Consider the following 18,829-nt stretch of genomic DNA (forward strand, 5'->3'; position numbering starts at 1 on the left):
GGCATGCGCTTCCTCGCATTCGCGCGGCCGGCGGCCGCCGGCACGGGCCGCCGCGCGTGGCGGAGCCCCGGTGCGCAGACTAAACTGGAAAGCATCTGCAACGTACGGGAGAGCCGCCATGATTGACGTATTCCAGACCATCGGCAGCCGCGCGTTCTCCGCTCATCTGGCGAAGGACGGGATGGTCACGCTGATGGAACAGCGCCATGAAGTCGACCGCGTGACGCTCGCGACCGCCTATGCCGCGCTCGTCGAGGAGGCCGAGCAGGAATCCGACCTGCTCGACGCGACGGTCGAAGGGATGATGCGCGCGCTGATCCAGGGGTACGCGCGCAGCCATTGACGGCGCGGCCGCGCATCCGGTGCGCGGCCGGGTGCCCGGTGGCGTGCCGCTATGCGGCCGGCGTGCCGGCGCCCGCGCCGAACCAGCGGCCCGCGCGCATTTGCCCGTAGTCGGCCTGCGTGAAGATCCTCAACAGGTTCGATACGGCGCCGTTGCTGTCGCGATCGAGCTGTGTCAGGAACGCTTCGACTTCGTCGCGGCCGGCAAACAGGATCGTGCTGAAGTAGCGTTCGCGCTCGGCGTCGGACAGGTTCGTCGCGCTCAACTGGTATGGATGATGAAGCGCCGCGAACAGGAAGTAGTAGCGCTCGGCGTCGTCGCGCAGCACGCGCACCGCGTCGGGCTCGACCGGAAACTCGCGGTAGAACGACGCGTGCCCGCTCTCGATGTCGATCCGGTACAGCAACCGGCCGTCGCGTTCGATCACGACCGGCGCGTATGGGTCGCGGCTGACGAGCGTGGTGTCGGGCCCAGCCATCCGGTTCTCCTCGTTCCTGTTGTCGAAGCCGGCACGGTAACATGCGTGCTTCGGCGGCCTGCCGAGCCGAGATCGCATGGCCCCGGTATGCACGACTGCGCCGGCCCGGTTCCGTTACCGGCCGGAAATGCCGCATCGTCATAGAGGAAACTCACTGAAACGGCGCAATGCGCAAATTTTTCGATTGCCGCCGCCCGCGCCGCATGACAGCATTCGGGGCGTCGCCAACCAAAAAGAATGCCGTGCCGCCCGGCCGCAGATGCCGCCCGTCGGCGCCGAACAGGCAGCCCCTTCCATGAACCCGGCCTACCTCCAACACTACGAACCGACCGGAGAATTCCGCTTGTGAACATCGGCATCGTCAACGACCTCCCGCTTGCCGTCGAGGCGATGCGCCGCGCGATCGCGCGCCGGCCCGAGCATCGCGTGCTGTGGGTCGCGACCGACGGCGCGCAGGCCGTCGAACTGTGCGCCGCGCAGCCGCCCGACGTCGTGCTGATGGACCTGGTCATGCCGAAATTCGACGGGATCGAAGCGACGCGGCGGATCATGCGATCCGAACGACCGTGCGCGATCCTGATCGTGACGAGCTGTATCGGCGCGAACGCGTGGCGCGTGTACGAGGCGATGGGCGCCGGCGCGCTCGACGCGGTCGACACGCCGCGGCTCGGCGATGGCGCGGCCGGCGACACGACCAAATTACTGCTTGCGAAGATCGACCAGATCGGCCGCCTGCTCGATGCGCCCGGCGGCACGCGCGTTGCCGGCACGACCACCCGCGCCGGCGGCGGCCCGCTGGTCGCGATCGGCGCATCGGCCGGCGGCCCCGGCGCGCTCGCGTCGATTCTCGGCGCGCTGCCGGCCGATTTCAGCGCGCCGATCGTCATCGTGCAGCACGTCGACCGCGCATTCGCCGAAGGCATGGCGCAATGGCTCGATGGCCAGACGCCGCTCGCCGTGCGCGTCGCGCGCGAAGGCGACCGCCCGCAGCCTGGCGTCGCGCTGCTCGCCGCGACCGACGATCACCTGCGGATCACGCATGCCGGCACGCTCGAATACACGCGCGAGCCGGCCGCCACGCCGTATCGGCCGTCGGTCGACGTGTTCTTCAACAGCCTGACCGAGCACTGGCCCGGTCGCGTGATCGGCGTGCTGCTCACCGGGATGGGGCGCGACGGCGCGATCGGCCTGAAGGCGCTGCGGATGAAGGGCTACCATACGATCGCGCAGGACGAGGCGACGAGCGCCGTGTACGGCATGCCGAAGGCGGCCGCGACGCTCGGCGCGGCGCGCGCGATCCTGCCGCTCGGCCGCATCGCGGGCGAGCTGGCGGCGCTCGCGCGAATCTGATCCCGACGATGAACACGCGCAACACCCATGCCTGCCCTTGCAACAACCTGCATCGATCATGACTAGCGACCTGACTCGCCCGCCGGGCGGCCCGTACACGCCGCCCGTCGACGTGCCGGCAATGGTGTTGCTGGTCGACGACCAGACGATCGTCGCAGAAGCCGTGCGACGCGCGCTCGTCGACGAGGAAGGCATCGACTTCCACTACTGCCCGCGCTCGGACGACGCGATGGCCACCGCGATCGAGACGCGGCCGACCGTGATCCTGCAGGACCTCGTGATGCCCGGCACCGACGGGCTGAGCCTCGTGAAGACGTACCGCGCGAATCCGGCGACGCGCGACGTGCCGATCATCGTGCTGTCGACGCAGGAAGAGCCCGTGATCAAGAGCGCCGCGTTCGCGGCCGGCGCGAACGACTACCTCGTGAAGCTGCCCGATCGCATCGAGCTCGTCGCGCGCATCCGCTACCACTCGCGCTCGTACCTGAACCTGCTGCAGCGCGACGAGGCCTATCGCGCGCTGCGGCAATCGCAGCAGCAGCTGCTCGAGGCCAATCTCGAACTGCGGCGTCTCACGCACTCGGACGGGCTGACCGGGCTGTCCAACCGCCGCTATCTCGACGAATACCTGGCCGCCGAATGGCGGCGCGGCACGCGCGAGCGCAGCGAGCTGTCGCTGCTGATGATCGACGTCGACAATTTCAAGCTGTACAACGACACGTACGGGCACGTGTCGGGCGACAGCGTGCTCAAGCAGATCGCGTCGACCATCGAGCGCTGTCTCGGGCAGTCGGGCGATCTCGCCGCGCGCTTCGGCGGCGAGGAATTCGCGGTCGTGATGCCGGCCACGTCGCCGGGCGCCGCGCGGCTGCTCGGCGAGAAGATCCGTCTCGCGGTCGAGGCGCTGCGGCTGCGGCACGCGCATTCGTCGACGGGCAACACCGTGACGATCAGCATCGGCGGCGCGAGCATCGTGCCGGCGCCCGGCCTGCCGACGACCGTGCTGATCGAGGCCGCCGACCGCGCGCTGTACCGTGCGAAGCACGAAGGCAAGAACCGCGTCGAGATCGATGTGTCGGCACCGCCGCCAGGCGCCGGCGGTTTCGGCGCGCCGCGCGACGACTGAGCCCGCACCGCGCAATCCGCGCTCACGCGGCGCCGAGCCGGCGCGCGTAGTCGTTCGCTTCCAGCGGCCGGCTGAACAGGTAGCCCTGCTGCATGTCGCAGCCGATCTGCTGCAGGAACCACGATTGCGCCTGCGTCTCGACGCCTTCGGCTGTGACCTTCATCCCGAGCGAATGCGCCATCGCGACCACCGCCTGCGTGATCGCGACCGAATCGTGATGATCGGGCACGCCCGATACGAACGAGCGGTCGACCTTCAGGTTGTGCAGCGGAAAGCGCTTCAGGTACGCGAGCGACGAATAACCTGTGCCGAAATCGTCGACCGAGATCCGCACGTTCATGTCCGTGAGCGCTTCGAGCATCGGCAGCACGGTGTCCGTGTCGTTCATCAGCAGTCCTTCCGTGATCTCGAGCTCGAGCGCGGACGGATCGAGCCGCGTTTGCGCGAGACAGCGGCCGACCGATTCGACGAGCCCTTCGTGGAACTGCCGCGGCGACAGGTTCACGGCCAGCATCAGGTCCGGCGCGATCGTGCGCCGCCATTCGGCCATCTGCCGGCACGCGGTTTCGAGCACCCACTGGCCGATCGCGACGATCAGCCCCGTATCTTCGGCGACCGGAATGAATTCCGCGGGCGACATCGGCCCGAGTTCGGGGCTGGTCCAGCGCAGCAGCGCCTCGGCGCCGACCGTGCGGCCGCTGCGCGCATCGACGACGGGCTGATACGCGAGCCGCAGCATGTCCGACGCGAGCGCGCGCCGCAGCGACTGCTCGACCGCGAAGCGGCGCTGCAGCCGCAGGTTGAGCTGCGCAGTGAAGAACGTGAAGTGGTTGCGGCCGCGCTGCTTCGCGTCGTACATCGCCGAATCGGCGTTGCGCATCAGCGTGACGGCGTCGTCGCCATCGCGCGGTGCAACGCTGATCCCGATCGACACGCCGAGCCAGTACTCGTTGTTCGCGATCTCGAACGGCTTCGCGATCGCGTCGATCACCTCGCGTGCGAGCACCGCGAGACAGTCGGGATCGTCGCAGTCCTCGACGAGGATCACGAACTCGTCGCCGCCGACGCGCGTGAGCGCATGCCGCCCGCCCGCGCAGGCTTCGAGCCGCGCCGCGACGCTGCGCAGCAGCGCGTCGCCGGCGTCGTGGCCGGCCGTGTCGTTGACCTTCTTGAAACCGACGAGATCGATGAACAGGATCGCGACGCGCGCGGGCCCGGCCGCCGCATCGTGCCGGCCGAACAACTCGCGCATCCGGTCGCCGAGCCAGCGGCGGTTGTAGAGGCCCGTCAGCGCATCGCGCGTCGCCAGGTAGCGCAACTGCTGCTGCGCTTCGCGCACCGGGCCGATGTCGTTGAACGACACCAGCACCGAGTCGGCCTGCGTCTCGCCCGGCTTCACGATCGGCACCGCGTTGCCGCGCACCCAGATGATGTCGCCGTCCGCCAGGCCGAAGCCGACCGTGTAGCCGAGCTGCGGCGTGGCCGTCACGAGCGCGATCCGGCTCGGCCAGTCGTCCGGCGCGATCGGCGTGCCGTCCTCGTGCAGCTTGCGCAGGATCACCGTCGACAGCCGGCGGCCGACGAGGTCGCCCCTCACGCGCATCATCCGGTTCGCGCTCGGGTTGCTCGCGACCACGACGCCGTCGCGCGACACGACGAGGATTCCTTCGTTCAGGCTGTTGACGACGAGCCGGTGATGTTCCTCGCTGCGCGCGAGCTGCCGCACCATCCGGTCCTGGTGAACCGCGAGGCCGACGCTGTTGCCGATATCGCGCAACAGTGCGGTTTCCTCGTCGCTCGGCCTGCGCGGCGCGCGGTGATAGACGGCGAACGCGCCGAGCACCGTGCCTGCCTCGTCGAGGAACGGCACCGACCAGCACGCGCGCAGGCCCAGCGGCAACGCGACGGAACGGTAGTCGGCCCACAGCGGATCGGTTTCGATGTCCTCGACGGCGACCATCCGGCGCTCGTACATCGCCGTGCCGCATGAGCCCGCCGCCGGTCCGATCGACGCGCCGTCGATCGCGGCGCTGTACTGCGCGGGCAACGACGGCGCCGCGCCGACACGCACGTGCACGCCGTCCGTATCGAGCAGCAGGATCGTGCACGATGCGCCGTCGCCGAGCAAAGTCTCGGCACGCCGGCAAACTTCGATCAACAGTTCCGGCAGCGGTGTGTTGCGCGTGATCAGCCTCAGCACGCTCTGCTCCGACGCGAGCACTTCCGCGGCGAGCCCGAGGCTGTAACGAGAACTTTGCGGTTCGGTATTCAAGTTGAATCCTGCCGTCAGTCCGATCGGGTCTGATGCGCCCGATTCGTTTTCGATCCTTCGTGCCGTTTTCGCTCCGGGTTTACGCGGATGCCCGGTGCGCCCCGTTGCGCGCCGAGCCAGAACGCGCCGAAATGTATTTAACACCAATCCGTGACACCCCGCGCGTCCGCGCGCATCAGGGCTTACGCGCGGTTGATGCGACCCGTCAATCCTTCCGGATGTGTTCGGCCAGGAAGTCGATCAGCAGACGCACGCGCGGCAGCAGCCCGCGCCGCGACGGAAACACCGCGTGCATCACGCCGCCCTTCGGCGCCCACCCGGGCAGCACGTCGACCAGCGTGCCGTTGCGCAGGTCGTCCTCGACGACCATGCACGGCAACTGCACGATGCCGACGCCGTGAATCGCCGCGTCGCGCAGCGCATGCATGTCGTCGGTGATGAAGCGCGGATGATGGCGCAACTGCGCGTGCTCGCCGTTCGGCCCGACCAGTTGCCACACGTGATGCCGCGCCGGCCCCCAGTCGAGGCTCGGCGCGCCGGCCAGCTCGGCCGGGTCCGACGGCGCGTCGCGCCCGTTCAACCATTGCGGCGCGGCTACCAGCCGTTGCGGGCTGTCGCCGAGGATGCGCATCACGAGATCGCTGTCCTCCAGCGGCGGAAAGCGCACGCGCAGCGCAAGGTCGAACCCTTCGCTCAGTAGGTCGACGCGGCGGTTGGTCGCCTCGAGATGCACCTGCACCTGCGGATGGAGCACCATGAAGCGCGCGACCAGTTCGCTCACGCGATATTCGAGCAGCGCGGTCGGGCAGCTCACGCGGACGATGCCGCGCGGCTCCGCGTGCCGGCGCTCGATCACCTCGCGCGCGGCGTCGGCCTCGACCAGCACGGCGAGGCAGCGCTCGTAGAATTCGCGCCCGGTTTCCGTCACCGTGAAATGACGCGTCGTGCGCTGCAGCAGCCGCACGTCGTACTTCGCCTCCAGCGCCGCGATACGCCGGCTCAGCGTCGATTTCGGGACATCCAGCGCGCGCCCGGCCTGCGTGAACCCGCCATGCTCGACCACCTTCACGAAATAGTAGAGGTCGTTCAGGTCATCCATGATTGTTCCACTCATAGAACACTGACGGCATTTTAAGGGACTGGAACGCAGGTTGTTGCATGAATAGCATCCTGTTTCGACTTGGATCGATGTTGTCGCGGCGGCCGGGATTTTTTCCGGTCGACTCCGTCGGCTACCCGACCGATTCACCAAGCTCGAAGCTCCCCCTCACTTCCTGCACTGTCTCTGGAGGCAACCATGGCAAGCGAACCGATTCGCGCCCCCGCGAACGACCACCTGCTCACCCCGCAGAATGCGGCGTTCATCGTCATCGACTACCAGCCGGTCCAGGTGAACTCCATCGCGTCGATGGATCGCCAGCTGCTGATCAACAACATCGTCGGCGCGTCGAAGGCGGCCGTCGCGTACGACCTGCCGATCGTCCATTCGACCGTCAACGTGAAGACGGGCCTGAACAAGCCGCCGATCCCCCCACTGCGCGCGGCGCTCGAAGGCTATCCGACCTACGACCGCACGAGCATCAATTCGTGGGAAGACGTCGAGTTCCGCAAGGCCGTCGAGGCGACCGGCCGCAAGAAGCTGATCATGACCGCGCTGTGGACCGAAGCGTGCCTGACGTTCCCGGCGCTCGACGCGCTGAAGGCCGGCTACGAGGTGTACGTGGTCGTCGACGCGGTCGGCGGCACGTCGGTCGCCGCGCACGAAGCCGCGCTGCGCCGCATCGAGCAGGCCGGCGGCCGGATGATCAGCGTCGCGCAACTGTTCTGCGAGCTGCAGCGCGACTGGGCGCGCAGCGCCACCGTGCCGGCGTTCGTGAACCTGTTCATCGAAACCGGCGGCACGGCCGGCATCCAGTTCTCGTACGACAGGAGCTGACCGGCCCGGCGCGCGCGGCCGCCGGTGTTTTCCGGCCGGCGGTCGCGCCCTTGCCCCGCCCTTGCCGTTTCCCCCCGTTCCGGCGGCACCAGGAAGACATCGCGGCCCCGCCAAGCCGCGTTTTCGTATCCGTGATTCAATGTCGATCGAACCGGCGTCGCGCATTCCGGCGGCACGGCGATGTGTGTCCTCATCGAACGACCTTCACTGGATCACCATGACGAACCCTGCCGAAATCAAGGCGCTCGTTTTCGATGTCTTCGGAACGATCGTCGACTGGAGAAGCGGCGTCGCACGCGGCGCCGCGACCTTTCTGGAACGCCACGCGCCGGCGCTCGATCCGTTCGCATTCGCCGATGCGTGGCGCGCCGAATATTCGCCGTCGATGGAAGAAATCCGCAGCGGGCGCCGCCGCTACGTGCGGCTCGACGTGCTGCATCGCGAGAACCTCGTGCGCACGCTCGACCGCTACGGGATCGTCGACGTGCCCGACGCGGACATCGATGCGCTCAACCTCGCGTGGCACAGCCTCGACCCGTGGCCCGACGCCGTCGCCGCGCTGCACCGGCTGAAGCGGCGCTTCATCATCGCACCGCTGTCGAACGGCAACATCCGGCTGATGGTCGACGTCGCGAAACGCGCGGGGCTGCCGTGGGACGCGATCCTCGGCGCGGAAGTCGTCCGCGCGTACAAGCCGTCGCCGCAGGTGTACAGCGACACGGTCGAGATTCTCGGCGTCGCGCCGGCCGAGCTGTGCCTGGTCGCGGCGCACAACGGCGATCTCGCCGCCGCGCGCCGGCTCGGGCTGTCGACCGCGTTCGTGCTGCGCCCGACCGAACACGGTCCCGGCCAGACGACCGACCTGGAAGCCGACGATGCGTGGGACTTCGATGTCAGGGACCTGAACGAACTCGCGGATCGGCTCGGCTGCCCGGGTTGAATGCCGGCTGCGCGGTTCGCCCCTTCGCCGCGAGCGCAGCGCGAATCGCCACCGCTTCCGTCACCCGCTATGCCGGCTCGCCGACGAATTTCAACGTCCCCGACTCCCCCATCAGCAATTCCCGGTTCGCATCCGCCGCCGCGCGCAGGTAATCCCACAGCGCGGTCACGCGCCGCAGCTTGCGCAGATCCTCGCGGCAGGTCAGCCAGAAGCACCGCGTGACGACCACGTCGTCCGGCAGCACCGGCACCAGCGCCGGCTGCGTGGCCGCCATGAAGCACGGCAGGATCGCGAGCCCGCCGCCCTGCAGCGCCGCGAAATATTGCGCGATCACGCTCGTCGTGCGCAGCCCGGCCGTCGCGCCCGGCACCGCGCGGTCCAGGTACAGCAGCTCGTTGCTGAACGCGAGATCGTCGACATAGCTGATGAACGCGTGCCGCGCGAGATCGTCCGTGCACGCGATCGGCGCATGGTTCGCGAGATAGTCGCGCGTTGCATAGAGCCGCAACTGGTAGTCGCACAGCTTCGTGACCACGTAAGGCCCGCGCTCGGGCCGCTCGAGCGTGATCGCCAGGTCGGCCTCGCGCTTCGGCAGGTTGACGAAGTGCGGGACCGGCAGCAGGTCGACCGTCACGTGCGGATGCGCGGTGCGAAACTGCGCGAGCTGCGGCGCCAGGAAAAAGCAGCCGAACCCTTCGGTCGACCCGATCCGCACGTGGCCCGACAGCGCCTCGCCGGTGTTCGCGATCTGGTCGCATGCGGACTGCACGGTCGTCTCCATCGCGTCCGCATACGCGACGAGCCGCTGCCCTTCGGCCGTCAGCGTGAAGCCGCCGGAGCGCGACTTGTCGAACAGCAGCGTGCCCATCGCGGACTCGAGCGCGCGAACGCGACGCGCGACGGTCGTGTAGTCGACCCCGAGCCGCTTCGCGGCGCCGCTCGCGCGCTGCGTGCGCGCGACTTCGAGGAAGAAACGCAGGTCGTCCCAGTTCAGGTTGCCGGAAACCGGCTCGGTGGCATGTCGCATCGACGAGGGAAAAGGGGTTGGAGTCTCCGGGCCGGCCGTCGATATGCATAAATGCACATCCAACCGGTTTCTTTATCGGTACATCATGAATCTGCGCATAACTATACTCGACCGTGACCTGCGGACCATGAGCCGCGGCACCCACCACGGAGACACCATGCAGACCCGATCCACCCTCGATGAGCATGCGACAGTCGCGACGCCGGCCCCCGCCCGCACCGCGAAGCACTACCTGCTGGCCGGCTGGGCCAGCATGGCCGGCACGACGATCGAGTGGTACGACTTCTTCCTCTACGGCACGGCCGCCGCGCTCGTGTTCAACCGCATCTTCTTCCCGTCGCTGGACCCCGTCGTCGGCACGCTCGCCGCGTTCGGCACGTTCGCGGTCGGCTTTATCGGGCGGCCGATGGGCGGCATCGTGTTCGGCCACTTCGGCGACCGGATCGGCCGCAAGTCGATGCTGATGATCACGCTGCTGCTGATGGGCGTGCCGAGCATGATCATCGGGCTGATCCCGTCATACGACAGCATCGGCTACTGGGCGGCCGCGCTGCTGATCGCGATGCGTTTCCTGCAGGGGATGGCCGTCGGTGGCGAATGGGGCGGCGCGGTGCTGATGGCCGTCGAGCATGCGCCGAAGGGCCGCAAGGGGCTGTTCGGCAGCCTGCCGCAGACGGGTGTCGGGCTCGGCCTGATCCTGTCGTCGCTCGCGATGGCCGCGGTGGCCGCACTGCCGGAAGCGGACATGCTGTCGTGGGGCTGGCGCGTGCCGTTCCTCGCGAGCATCGCGCTCGTCGGCCTCGGCTGGTTCATCCGAGCGAAGGTGCCCGAGTCGCCCGACTTCGAGAAGATGCGGCGCCAGGGCAAGGCCGAGAAGTCGCCGGTGACGGCCGCGCTGCGCCGCCATCCGCGCGAAGTGCTGACGATCGTCGGCGCGCGCGCCGCCGAGAACACGTGGTTCTACATGGTCGTCACGTTCGCGCTCGCCTACGCGACGCAGCAGCTTCATCTGCCGAAGGCCGAGATGCTGCACGCGATCACGGCCGGCGCCGTGCTGTCGCTGGTCACGATGCCGCTGTGCGGCCACCTGAGCGATCGCATCGGCCAGCGCCGGATGTTCGCGATCGGCCTCGTGCTGATGTGCGCGTTCGCCGCACCGTTCTTCATGATGCTCGGCACGCAGCAGACGTCGTACGCATGGTGGGCGATCGTGCTCGGCCTCGGCGTCGTGTTCCCGATCCTCTATGCGCCGGAATCGCTGCTGTTCGCGCAGCAGTTCCCCGCGGAAATCCGCTACAGCGGCATCTCGCTGTCGGTGCAGCTCGCCGGCGTGATCGGCGGCGGCTTCGCGCCGATGATCGCGACGTCGCTGCTGAAGGCCGGCGGCGGCCAGCCGCATTACGTGATCGCATACCTCGTCGGCTTCGGCGTGTTCGCGCTCGTGTGTACCGCACTGATGCGGCCGCCGCGCGCCTGAGCACGCCGGCCGGTATCCGTCCGAACCCGGTTCGCCCTGCTGTCCGCCGCGCCTGCACGTGCGGCGGATACAGGCTGCCTTTTCATTGCAACACCGCTTCCCTCTCGGAGAGTTCCATGAACGCCGCAGTTCCCCAGACCACCCTCGCCCTGCCTACCGCCAAGCTGCTGATCGACGGCGCGTTCGTCGAATCGCAAAGCGCCGAATGGGGCGACATCGTCAACCCCGCGACGCAGGAAACGATCGGCCGCGTACCGTATGCGACGCTCGACGAGGTCGACGCCGCGATCGCGTCCGCGCAGCGCGCATTCCAGACGTGGAAAACGACGCCGATCGGCGCACGGCTGCGCATCATGCTGAAGTTCCAGGATCTCGTGCGCCGCAATCTCGAACGGATCGCGCACACGCTGACGGCCGAGCAAGGCAAGACGCTGCCCGACGCGCAGGGCGACATCTTCCGCGGCCTCGAAGTGGTCGAACACGCCTGCTCGATCGGCACGCTGCAGCAAGGCGAATTCGCGGAGAACGTCGCGGGCGGCGTCGATACCTACACGCTGCGCCAGCCGATCGGCGTGTGCGCGGGCATCACGCCGTTCAACTTCCCCGGGATGATCCCGCTGTGGATGTTCCCGATGGCGATCGTGTGCGGCAACACCTTCGTGCTGAAGCCGTCGGAGCAGGACCCGCTGTCGACGATGCAGCTCGTCGAACTCGCGATCGAGGCCGGCGTACCCAAAGGTGTACTGAACGTCGTGCACGGCGGCAAGACGGCGGTCGACCGCCTGTGCACGCATCCGGACATCAAGGCGATCTCGTTCGTCGGCTCGACGCGCGTCGGCACGCACGTGTACAACCTCGGCAGCCAGCACGGCAAGCGCGTGCAGTCGATGATGGGCGCGAAGAACCACGCGGTGGTGCTGCCCGATGCCCACCGCGAGCAGACGATCAACGCGCTCGTCGGCGCGGGTTTCGGCGCGGCCGGCCAGCGCTGCATGGCGACGTCGGTCGTCGTGCTCGTCGGCCAGGCGCGCGACTGGCTGCCCGAGCTCGTCGAGAAGGCGAAGCGCTTGAAGGTGAATGCGGGCGCGGAAGCCGGCACCGACGTCGGCCCGGTCGTGTCGAAGGCCGCGAAGGAACGCATCCTGTCGCTGATCGACGAAGGCGTGAAGGCCGGCGCGAAGCTCGAACTCGACGGCCGCAACGTGAAGGTGCCCGGCTACGAGCGCGGCAACTTCGTCGGCCCGACGATCTTCTCGGGCGTGACGACCGACATGTCGATCTACACGGAAGAAATCTTCGGGCCGGTCGTGGTCGTGCTCGAAGCCGACACGCTCGACGAAGCGATCGCGCTCGTCAACCGCAACCCGATGGGCAACGGCGTCGGGCTGTTCACGCAGAGCGGCGCGGCCGCGCGCAAGTTCCAGAGCGAGATCGACATCGGCCAGGTCGGCATCAACATCCCGATTCCGGTGCCGGTACCCTACTTCAGCTTCACGGGCTCGCGCGGCTCGAAGCTCGGCGATCTCGGCCCGTACGGCAAGCAGGTCGTGCAGTTCTACACGCAGACGAAGACGGTCACCGCGCGCTGGTTCGACGACGATGCGACGGCCGGCGGCGTGAACACGACGATCGCGCTGCGCTGATAGATATGCATGCGGCCGGACCAAGCGTCGAAACGTCAGGTCTGGGCGCCCGCGAAGCATGGGACCGGACCAAGCGCTGAAGCGCCAAGTCCGGTCGACCGCGAAGCATGGGACCGGACTAAGCGCTGAAGCGCCAAGTCCGGTCGACCGCGAAGCATGGGACCGGACTAAGCGCTGAAGCGCCAAGTCCGGTCGACACACAGGAGACTGCACATGGAAATCGCATTCATCGGGCTCGGCAACATGGGCGGCCCCATGGCCGCCAACCTGCTCAAGGCCGGCCACGCGCTGACGGTGTTCGACCTCGACGCGAACGCGGTGAACGCCGCGGTGCGCGCGGGCGCAACGGCGGCCGGCTCGCCGCGCGACGCGGCCGCGCGCGGGGCGGTCGTGATCACGATGCTGCCGGCCGCGCACCACGTACGCGCCGTCTACCTCGGCGACGACGGCGTGCTGGCCGGCGCACGCGCAGGCGCAACGCTGATCGACTGCAGCACGATCGACCCCGGTACCGTGCGCGCGGTAGCGGAAGCCGCCGCGCAGCGCGACTTCCCGCTCGCCGACGCGCCCGTGTCGGGCGGCACCGGCGGCGCGCAGGCCGGCACGCTGACCTTCATGGTCGGCGCGGACGCCGCGCTGTTCGAGCGGATCCGCCCCGTGCTGCTCGACATGGGCAGGAACGTCGTGCATTGCGGCGGCACAGGCACCGGGCAGATCGCAAAGATCTGCAACAACCTGCTGCTCGGGATCTCGATGATGGGCGTATCGGAAGCGATGGCGCTCGGCGCTGCGCTCGGCATCGAGCCGGCCGTGCTGGCCGGCATCATCAACACGTCGACCGGCCGCTGCTGGAGCTCGGACACGTACAACCCGTATCCGGGCGTGAACGACGCGGCGCCGGCCGCGCGCGGTTATGCGGGCGGTTTCGCGGCGAACCTGATGCTGAAGGATCTCGGGCTCGCGACCGAAGCCGCACGAAGCGCGCACCAGCCGGTGTGGATGGGCGCGGTCGCGCAGCAGCTCTATCAGTCGATGAGCCAGCAGGGGCTCGGCACGCTCGACTTTTCCGCGTGCGTGAAGCTGTACGAGGCACAGCCGGCATAGCCTGCGCAAGTTACGTCGGACGTGCGCCGACCCGCGATGCGCTTGCGCGTATCGCGGGTCGGATTGCATGCGGGGAAGGAAAACGCAGGTGCCGCTTCGGGCGGCAGTCGCACGGCAATGCCGCGAGCCGTTCAACCGCGCGGGTTCGACGCCGTCTCGAAGGTCGGATGGCACTCGAACGCGAGTTCGGAGCGTGCGTCGACGCGGCGGCCGCCGGTCAGCGACTCCTGCTTCATGCTCGCGCGCATCCCGCGCTGCGTGCAGTAGTTGGTGGCTTCGTTGACGGCCTTCTCATGGGCATCGGCCCACGTCGTCGACACGCCGACCGTGCGCGTCGTCACGGTGAATACGTTCGGGTTCGACGTCGCGGTCACGTCGGAAGCGGTTGAACACGCGGCGAGCAAGCATGCGGCAGCCGCGACGGTCAACCATCGCAGGGTTCGAAAAGAAACTGACATGGACATGAGGGCAGGCACACGTCGGCCCGACGTGCATTGAACAACATAGGCGACAGTATGCCTGCCCGATCGCCGGAGATCATGCCCTTTTCAGTGAACACATTGTTTCGAATGGTTAAACGATGGCCGATGCAGGCAAGATTTACAGCCCGGCGCCGCGCCCGTTTTCATCGCGCAAGTAGTTTTGCCCGGTCGTCGCGCCATTTCGTGCCCTCACGCCCGTGCGCCGGTCAATGCACGCGCTCCTGCCTGATCCTCGCCGATGCTTCGGCCAGGTTGCGCCACGCCGGCTGCCCCGGCGCATAGCGCGCGCGAATGTACGCGGCGAGTTCGGCCATCTGCCGATCGTCGAACGCGTCGCCGAAGCCCGGCATGTAACCAAGCCGGTCGGTGGCCGGCTGGTCGATCCCGTGATGCAGCACGCGCAGCAGGTTGTCCGGCGCCGCCTGGCTGACGCTCGTGTTGAGCCCCATCAGCGGGCGCACGCCGAAATGCCCGACGCCGCCCGATTCCGCGTGACAGACCGCGCACGCCGCGTCGAACGCGCGGCGACCGTTCTCGAGGCCGAGCGTCGCGACGGTTTCCGCACCGCGTGCCTGACGGCTGGCCGCGTCTGCGGCCACCGCGGCGTCGACGGGTGGCGACAGCGACGCAAGGTAGTGCGCGATCGCCCGTACGTCCGGCTCGGGCAGCGACGCAAGCCCCGCGACGACGGGCGCCATCGGCCCGGCCGCGACGCCGTGCTGCGCGGAGAAGCCCGTGCGCAGGTAGTCGAACAGCGCGCCTTCGGTCCACGGCACCGGTGCGGCCGGCGACGCGACGAGCGGCGGCGCGACCCATCCTTCCGCTTCGCCGCCCGACAGGTACGCGAAGCCGCCCTTCTCCGCGCCCAGCGCATTGCGCGGCGTGTGGCACGCGCCGCAGTGCCCGGCGCCGTCGACCAGATACTTTCCGCGATTCCACATCGCGGAGCGTGCCGGGTCCGGCGCAAATGGCCGCGCGTCGTGAAACAGCCAGTTCCAGCCGGCGACGAGGCGCCGCTGATCGAGCGGGAACGGCAGCTTCGTCTTCGGCGGCATGTGCTTCACCGGCGGCTGCGACATCAGGTACGCATAGAGCGCGAGCAGGTCCGGCTCGCTCAGCTTCGCGAACGCCGTGTACGGGAACGCCGGGTACAGGTGCGTACCGTCGCGCGAGATGCCTTCGCGCATCGCGCGCGCGAACGCCGGATACGACCATGTGCCGATGCCGGTTTCCGGATCGGGCGTGAGGTTCGTCGTGTAGATCGTGCCGAACGGCGTATCGAGCGCGAGCCCGCCCGCGTTGGTCGCGCCGCCGGGCGCGGTGTGGCATACCGCGCAATCGCCGGCGATCGCGACCTGGCGGCCGCGTTCGAGCATCGCCGCGCTCCACATCGCGCCGTCCGCGCCGTCCGCGCCGCCGGGCGCGACAGGCGCGATCGGCGCGGGCCCCGGCAGGATCGCGCACGCGAGCCCGATCAGCCCGCCGACCATGCCGCCCGCGCCGCCGCCGGCCAGCCAGCGGCGCCAGCGCGAAACGCGGCGCGGCCCGACATGCGGCCCATCGCCGGAATCGACCGGTGCCGGTTGCGCGAGGGCCGCGCGAATGCGCTCGGCATCGAACGGCGGTGCGCGAAAACGCACGCCCGTCGCGTCGTACAGCGCGTTGGCGATCGCCGCCGCGGCCGGTGCCGCCGCCTGCTCGATCCGGCGTGCATCGTACGCGGACAACTCGCCGTGCGCGCGATGCGCAGCGTCGTCGAACGCAACCAGTTCATGCGCGATCGCGTCCGGCTGCGCACCGGCATCGCTCTCGTCGTGCGCGGGCCGCGCCGACAACCGCGCGCCCATCACGCGCGAAATCGCCGCCTCGATCTGCCATGCGGGCAAACCGGCCATCGATGCGTCGCCCGGTTTGCCCGCACCTTGTCCGGCCACGACGCGCCGCACCGCGACGTCGCCGGTCGCGCGGTCGACATCGAGATCGACGACCCATGCGGACCAGCGTGTGTCGCCGTCACGGGCGGCATCTGCTGCCGGCGGTTCATCGCCGGACGGTGCCGCAAGCGCGCCGGCGCCATCGAATGCGAAGCCGCGACCGCTGACGCGCGAACGCGCGTTCGCGTCGGCCGCGACCGGCGCGCCCCATGCGGCGCGTTCGCTGACCATCCGGATAATCTCGCGCGGCCCCGCATCCCGCGCTGCATCGAGATGCTGCAGGCGCAACGCGACCGGGTCGCGCCGCAACGCGCCCGCGAGTTCGTCGACGAAGGATTCACGGGCGAACACGTGCGCATGGCCGGGAATTGCATGACCGACGTCGGCCAGTTCGATCGACGTCTGCGCGTGCCGGTAGACGAACGGCGATGCGGGGCCGGATTCCTTACCCTCGATCGTCGAACCGCGAAGATCGTCCGTTATCGCGCTAGCTGCCTGCGCGCGATAGCGCCAGCTCGTCATCCGCCCGTCGGGTGCGGTCCGGGTTTCGATATCGAGCGATGCGTGCGTGCGCGTATCGCCGACCGGCCATTCGTAGCGTGCGTGATGCGTATTCGATACGTCGGCGGTGCCTTCGTCGCGCGGCTCGTGCGTCGTCACGCGCCCCTGCTCGACCGGCGGGCTCAGGTCATGCTTCATCGCCGTCCCGCAGATAGCGTGCGGCACGATGCACGGCCCGGATGATCTCCAGGTGCGTGCCGCAGCGGCACAGGTTGAAACGCAGCGCATCGCGGATCGCCGCATCGTCCGGCGCGGGGTTGCGGTCGAGCAGCGCCTTCGTGCTCATGATCATCCCGTTCAGGCAATAACCGCATTGCGCGGCCTGCTCGTCGATGAACGCGCGCTGGATCGGATGCGGTGCGTCGTGCGACCCGAGCCCTTCCAGCGTCGTGACGTCGCGCCCGCTCGCGGCGGCGGCCGGCACCACGCACGAACGCGTCGCCTGCCCGTCGACGAGCACCGTGCACGCGCCGCACTGCCCGAGCCCGCAGCCGTATTTCGGGCCGTTGAGCGCGCAGTCGTTGCGCAGGACCAGCAGCAGCGGCGCGTCGGGCGCGGCCTCGTCGAAGGTGTGCGGCGTGCCGTTCACGCGAAACGCCAGCGGCCGCGACGGAGAAGCGGGATGGGACATGAATGGATCCGGAATGCGGCGTGCAGGCCGAGGGCCGGCGCGCGCCCGACGACATATAACACGCCGAAAAACACGGGTTCCGGCACATCGATCCCCGCGACAGCGAGCGAAGCGCCGGCCGGCGCGGGAATCGCGTGCGCGTCAGGCCGCGGCCGCCACGTTGTTGCGCGACGGCGAGACGAGCGGCACGTCGAACACGTCGTAGCCGAACACCCAAGACGGATCCTCGTTCGTGCGCAGCCACGTGTTGTTGTGCGACACGAGCTGCACCTTCGACGCGCGCGCCGCGCGATTCGCCTCGTACAGCGCAAACGCGCCCGCGTAGTCGCTCGCACCGACCTCGTCGAGACAGCGCGCGAGCATCGCCGCATCCTCGATCGCCATCGCCGCGCCCTGCGCCATGTGCGGCTTCATCGGATGGCATGCGTCGCCGAGCAGCACGAGCCGGCCGCGGCTCCACAGCGGCAGCGGATCTCGTTCGAGCAGCGGCCACTTGGTGATCGACGGCGACACGTCGATCAGGTGCTGGATGTCGGCGTGGAAACCCGCGAACGCGTCGCGCATCTCGTCGCGGCTGCTGTCGACCATCGACACGCCTTCGGGCCATTCGGCCTGCGGCACGCCGGTCACGTAGTAATACTCGTCGCGCTTCTCGGTCACGTAGTAGACCATCATGTGGCGATCCTCCGACCACCACTTCACGCACATGTCGTACGGCTTGTTGCCGAGCAGCGATGCCGGAAACACCGCGCGGTGCGCGACATAACCCGTATAGCGCGGCGGCTCCGCACCGAGCAGGTGCTCGCGGATCCGCGAATTCACGCCGTCCGCGCCGATCACGATGTCGGCCGTCTCGACGCTGCCGTCGGAGAACGTCAGGCGCACCGCGTCGCCGGTGTCCTCCACCGCCGCGAGCCGCTTGCCGAAGCGGATCGTGCCGGGCGTCACCGCCTGCGTCATCAATGCGTGGAAATCGCCGCGATGCACGGTCAGGTAGCTCGCGCCGTAGGTCTTGCGCGCGTAGTCGCCGAGCGGGATCTGCGCGAGCACGTCGGCCGTCTGCCAGTCGCGGCTGTACCAGAAATCCGGATGCGAACCCATCGTGTTCAGCGCGTCCTCGCAGCCGATGCGCCGCATGATCTTCATCACGTTCGGGCCGAGGTGGATGCCCGCGCCGAGGCGCGAGAACGCCGGCGCCTGCTCGTACAGCGCGACGTCGTAGCCGCCGCGCTGAAGCAGCGCCGCGGCGGCCGTGCCGCCGAGACCGGCGCCGATGATTGCGATACGGGGTGTGCTCATGCGGATCTCCTGATCGTGAGCCCGTCGCCTGACGCGGCGCTAGAACGGGCGGATTGAATGGCGTTTATTTAGCGTACACACTCAATTTATTCAGGACAAGCGGATTGTTGATCGCTGCAATCTCATTCGGGAAAACACCGATAAATACTCGTATATCCACGTACTCAAACGCTCAACACGCGCCGAGCATCATTTTGATACATTGCCATTTTCAAATGTACACACT

Annotated in this window: 16 protein-coding genes; 8 read left to right on the forward strand and 8 right to left on the reverse strand. The window is 68.5% G+C overall.

Annotation, left to right across the window (positions count from 1 at the left end):
- Positions 1 to 118: 118 nt before the first annotated feature.
- A complete protein-coding gene (locus tag ACM6JT_RS11235; protein ID WP_034179850.1) occupies positions 119 to 343 on the forward strand; it encodes a hypothetical protein in 225 nt (74 codons plus the stop codon).
- 49 nt (positions 344 to 392) lie between these two features.
- On the opposite strand, the gene ACM6JT_RS11240 is transcribed toward ACM6JT_RS11235, so the two are convergent.
- Positions 393 to 821, reverse strand: a complete 429-nt coding sequence (locus ACM6JT_RS11240) for a hypothetical protein (protein WP_407972430.1) — start codon at positions 819 to 821, stop codon at positions 393 to 395.
- Positions 822 to 1,166: 345 nt separating this feature from the next.
- Between ACM6JT_RS11240 and ACM6JT_RS11245 the strand changes: the two genes are divergently transcribed.
- Positions 1,167 to 2,171: a chemotaxis response regulator protein-glutamate methylesterase gene (locus ACM6JT_RS11245; protein ID WP_034179852.1), complete on the forward strand. Its 1,005-nt coding sequence runs from the start codon at positions 1,167 to 1,169 to the stop codon at positions 2,169 to 2,171.
- Between the two features lie 58 nt (positions 2,172 to 2,229).
- Positions 2,230 to 3,297 (forward strand): diguanylate cyclase domain-containing protein, encoded by a 1,068-nt coding sequence (locus ACM6JT_RS11250; protein ID WP_414856487.1) that lies wholly within the window; start codon positions 2,230 to 2,232, stop codon positions 3,295 to 3,297.
- Positions 3,298 to 3,319: 22 nt separating this feature from the next.
- Here ACM6JT_RS11250 and ACM6JT_RS11255 read toward each other — a convergent pair whose 3' ends face one another.
- A complete protein-coding gene (locus ACM6JT_RS11255; RefSeq protein WP_105392140.1) occupies positions 3,320 to 5,569 on the reverse strand; it encodes a putative bifunctional diguanylate cyclase/phosphodiesterase in 2,250 nt (749 codons plus the stop codon).
- A 205-nt stretch (positions 5,570 to 5,774) separates the two neighbouring features.
- Positions 5,775 to 6,668 carry a LysR substrate-binding domain-containing protein gene (locus tag ACM6JT_RS11260; RefSeq protein ID WP_034179855.1) on the reverse strand — a complete coding sequence of 298 codons (894 nt, stop codon included), beginning with the start codon at positions 6,666 to 6,668 and terminating at the stop codon, positions 5,775 to 5,777.
- Positions 6,669 to 6,866: 198 nt separating this feature from the next.
- Here ACM6JT_RS11260 and ACM6JT_RS11265 point away from each other — a divergent pair, with 198 nt between their 5' ends.
- Entirely contained in the window at positions 6,867 to 7,505 is a 639-nt protein-coding gene (locus ACM6JT_RS11265; protein WP_414856488.1) for a hydrolase, read from the forward strand.
- Positions 7,506 to 7,722: 217 nt separating this feature from the next.
- Positions 7,723 to 8,445 (forward strand): haloacid dehalogenase type II, encoded by a 723-nt coding sequence (locus ACM6JT_RS11270; protein WP_407972432.1) that lies wholly within the window; start codon positions 7,723 to 7,725, stop codon positions 8,443 to 8,445.
- Between the two features lie 67 nt (positions 8,446 to 8,512).
- Here ACM6JT_RS11270 and ACM6JT_RS11275 read toward each other — a convergent pair whose 3' ends face one another.
- Positions 8,513 to 9,472 carry a LysR family transcriptional regulator gene (locus tag ACM6JT_RS11275; protein WP_414856489.1) on the reverse strand — a complete coding sequence of 320 codons (960 nt, stop codon included), beginning with the start codon at positions 9,470 to 9,472 and terminating at the stop codon, positions 8,513 to 8,515.
- 157 nt (positions 9,473 to 9,629) lie between these two features.
- On the opposite strand from ACM6JT_RS11275, the gene ACM6JT_RS11280 reads away from it, so the two are divergent.
- The 3 genes from ACM6JT_RS11280 to mmsB all read left to right on the forward strand — a co-directional run bounded on the left by ACM6JT_RS11280 (position 9,630) and on the right by mmsB (position 13,696).
- Positions 9,630 to 10,949: an MFS transporter gene (locus ACM6JT_RS11280; protein ID WP_175748585.1), complete on the forward strand. Its 1,320-nt coding sequence runs from the start codon at positions 9,630 to 9,632 to the stop codon at positions 10,947 to 10,949.
- Between the two features lie 116 nt (positions 10,950 to 11,065).
- A complete protein-coding gene (locus ACM6JT_RS11285) occupies positions 11,066 to 12,592 on the forward strand; it encodes a CoA-acylating methylmalonate-semialdehyde dehydrogenase (RefSeq protein ID WP_414856490.1) in 1,527 nt (508 codons plus the stop codon).
- A 213-nt stretch (positions 12,593 to 12,805) separates the two neighbouring features.
- Positions 12,806 to 13,696, forward strand: coding sequence for a 3-hydroxyisobutyrate dehydrogenase (gene mmsB / locus ACM6JT_RS11290; RefSeq protein WP_414856491.1), 891 nt, complete (start codon positions 12,806 to 12,808; stop codon positions 13,694 to 13,696).
- A 131-nt stretch (positions 13,697 to 13,827) separates the two neighbouring features.
- Here the strand turns inward: mmsB and ACM6JT_RS11295 are convergent, their stop codons facing one another.
- From ACM6JT_RS11295 to ACM6JT_RS11310, 4 genes are all read right to left on the reverse strand, one after another.
- Positions 13,828 to 14,160 (reverse strand): hypothetical protein, encoded by a 333-nt coding sequence (locus ACM6JT_RS11295; RefSeq protein WP_034179862.1) that lies wholly within the window; start codon positions 14,158 to 14,160, stop codon positions 13,828 to 13,830.
- A 224-nt stretch (positions 14,161 to 14,384) separates the two neighbouring features.
- On the reverse strand, positions 14,385 to 16,811 hold the full coding sequence (locus tag ACM6JT_RS11300) for a c-type cytochrome (RefSeq protein WP_414856492.1): 2,427 nt from the start codon (positions 16,809 to 16,811) through the stop codon (positions 14,385 to 14,387).
- Positions 16,801 to 17,304, reverse strand: coding sequence for a (2Fe-2S)-binding protein (locus tag ACM6JT_RS11305; RefSeq protein ID WP_414856493.1), 504 nt, complete (start codon positions 17,302 to 17,304; stop codon positions 16,801 to 16,803). Before ACM6JT_RS11305 ends, ACM6JT_RS11300 begins: the two co-directional genes overlap by 11 nt.
- A 141-nt stretch (positions 17,305 to 17,445) precedes the next feature.
- Complete coding sequence (locus ACM6JT_RS11310; RefSeq protein WP_034179865.1) at positions 17,446 to 18,603, reverse strand: FAD-dependent monooxygenase; 1,158 nt, start codon at positions 18,601 to 18,603, stop codon at positions 17,446 to 17,448.
- Positions 18,604 to 18,829: the final 226 nt, after the last annotated feature.

Origin of the sequence: Burkholderia sp. IT-111MI5 (assembly GCF_949752865.1) — a bacterium.
Classification (GTDB): Bacteria; Pseudomonadota; Gammaproteobacteria; order Burkholderiales; family Burkholderiaceae; genus Burkholderia; species Burkholderia pyrrocinia_C.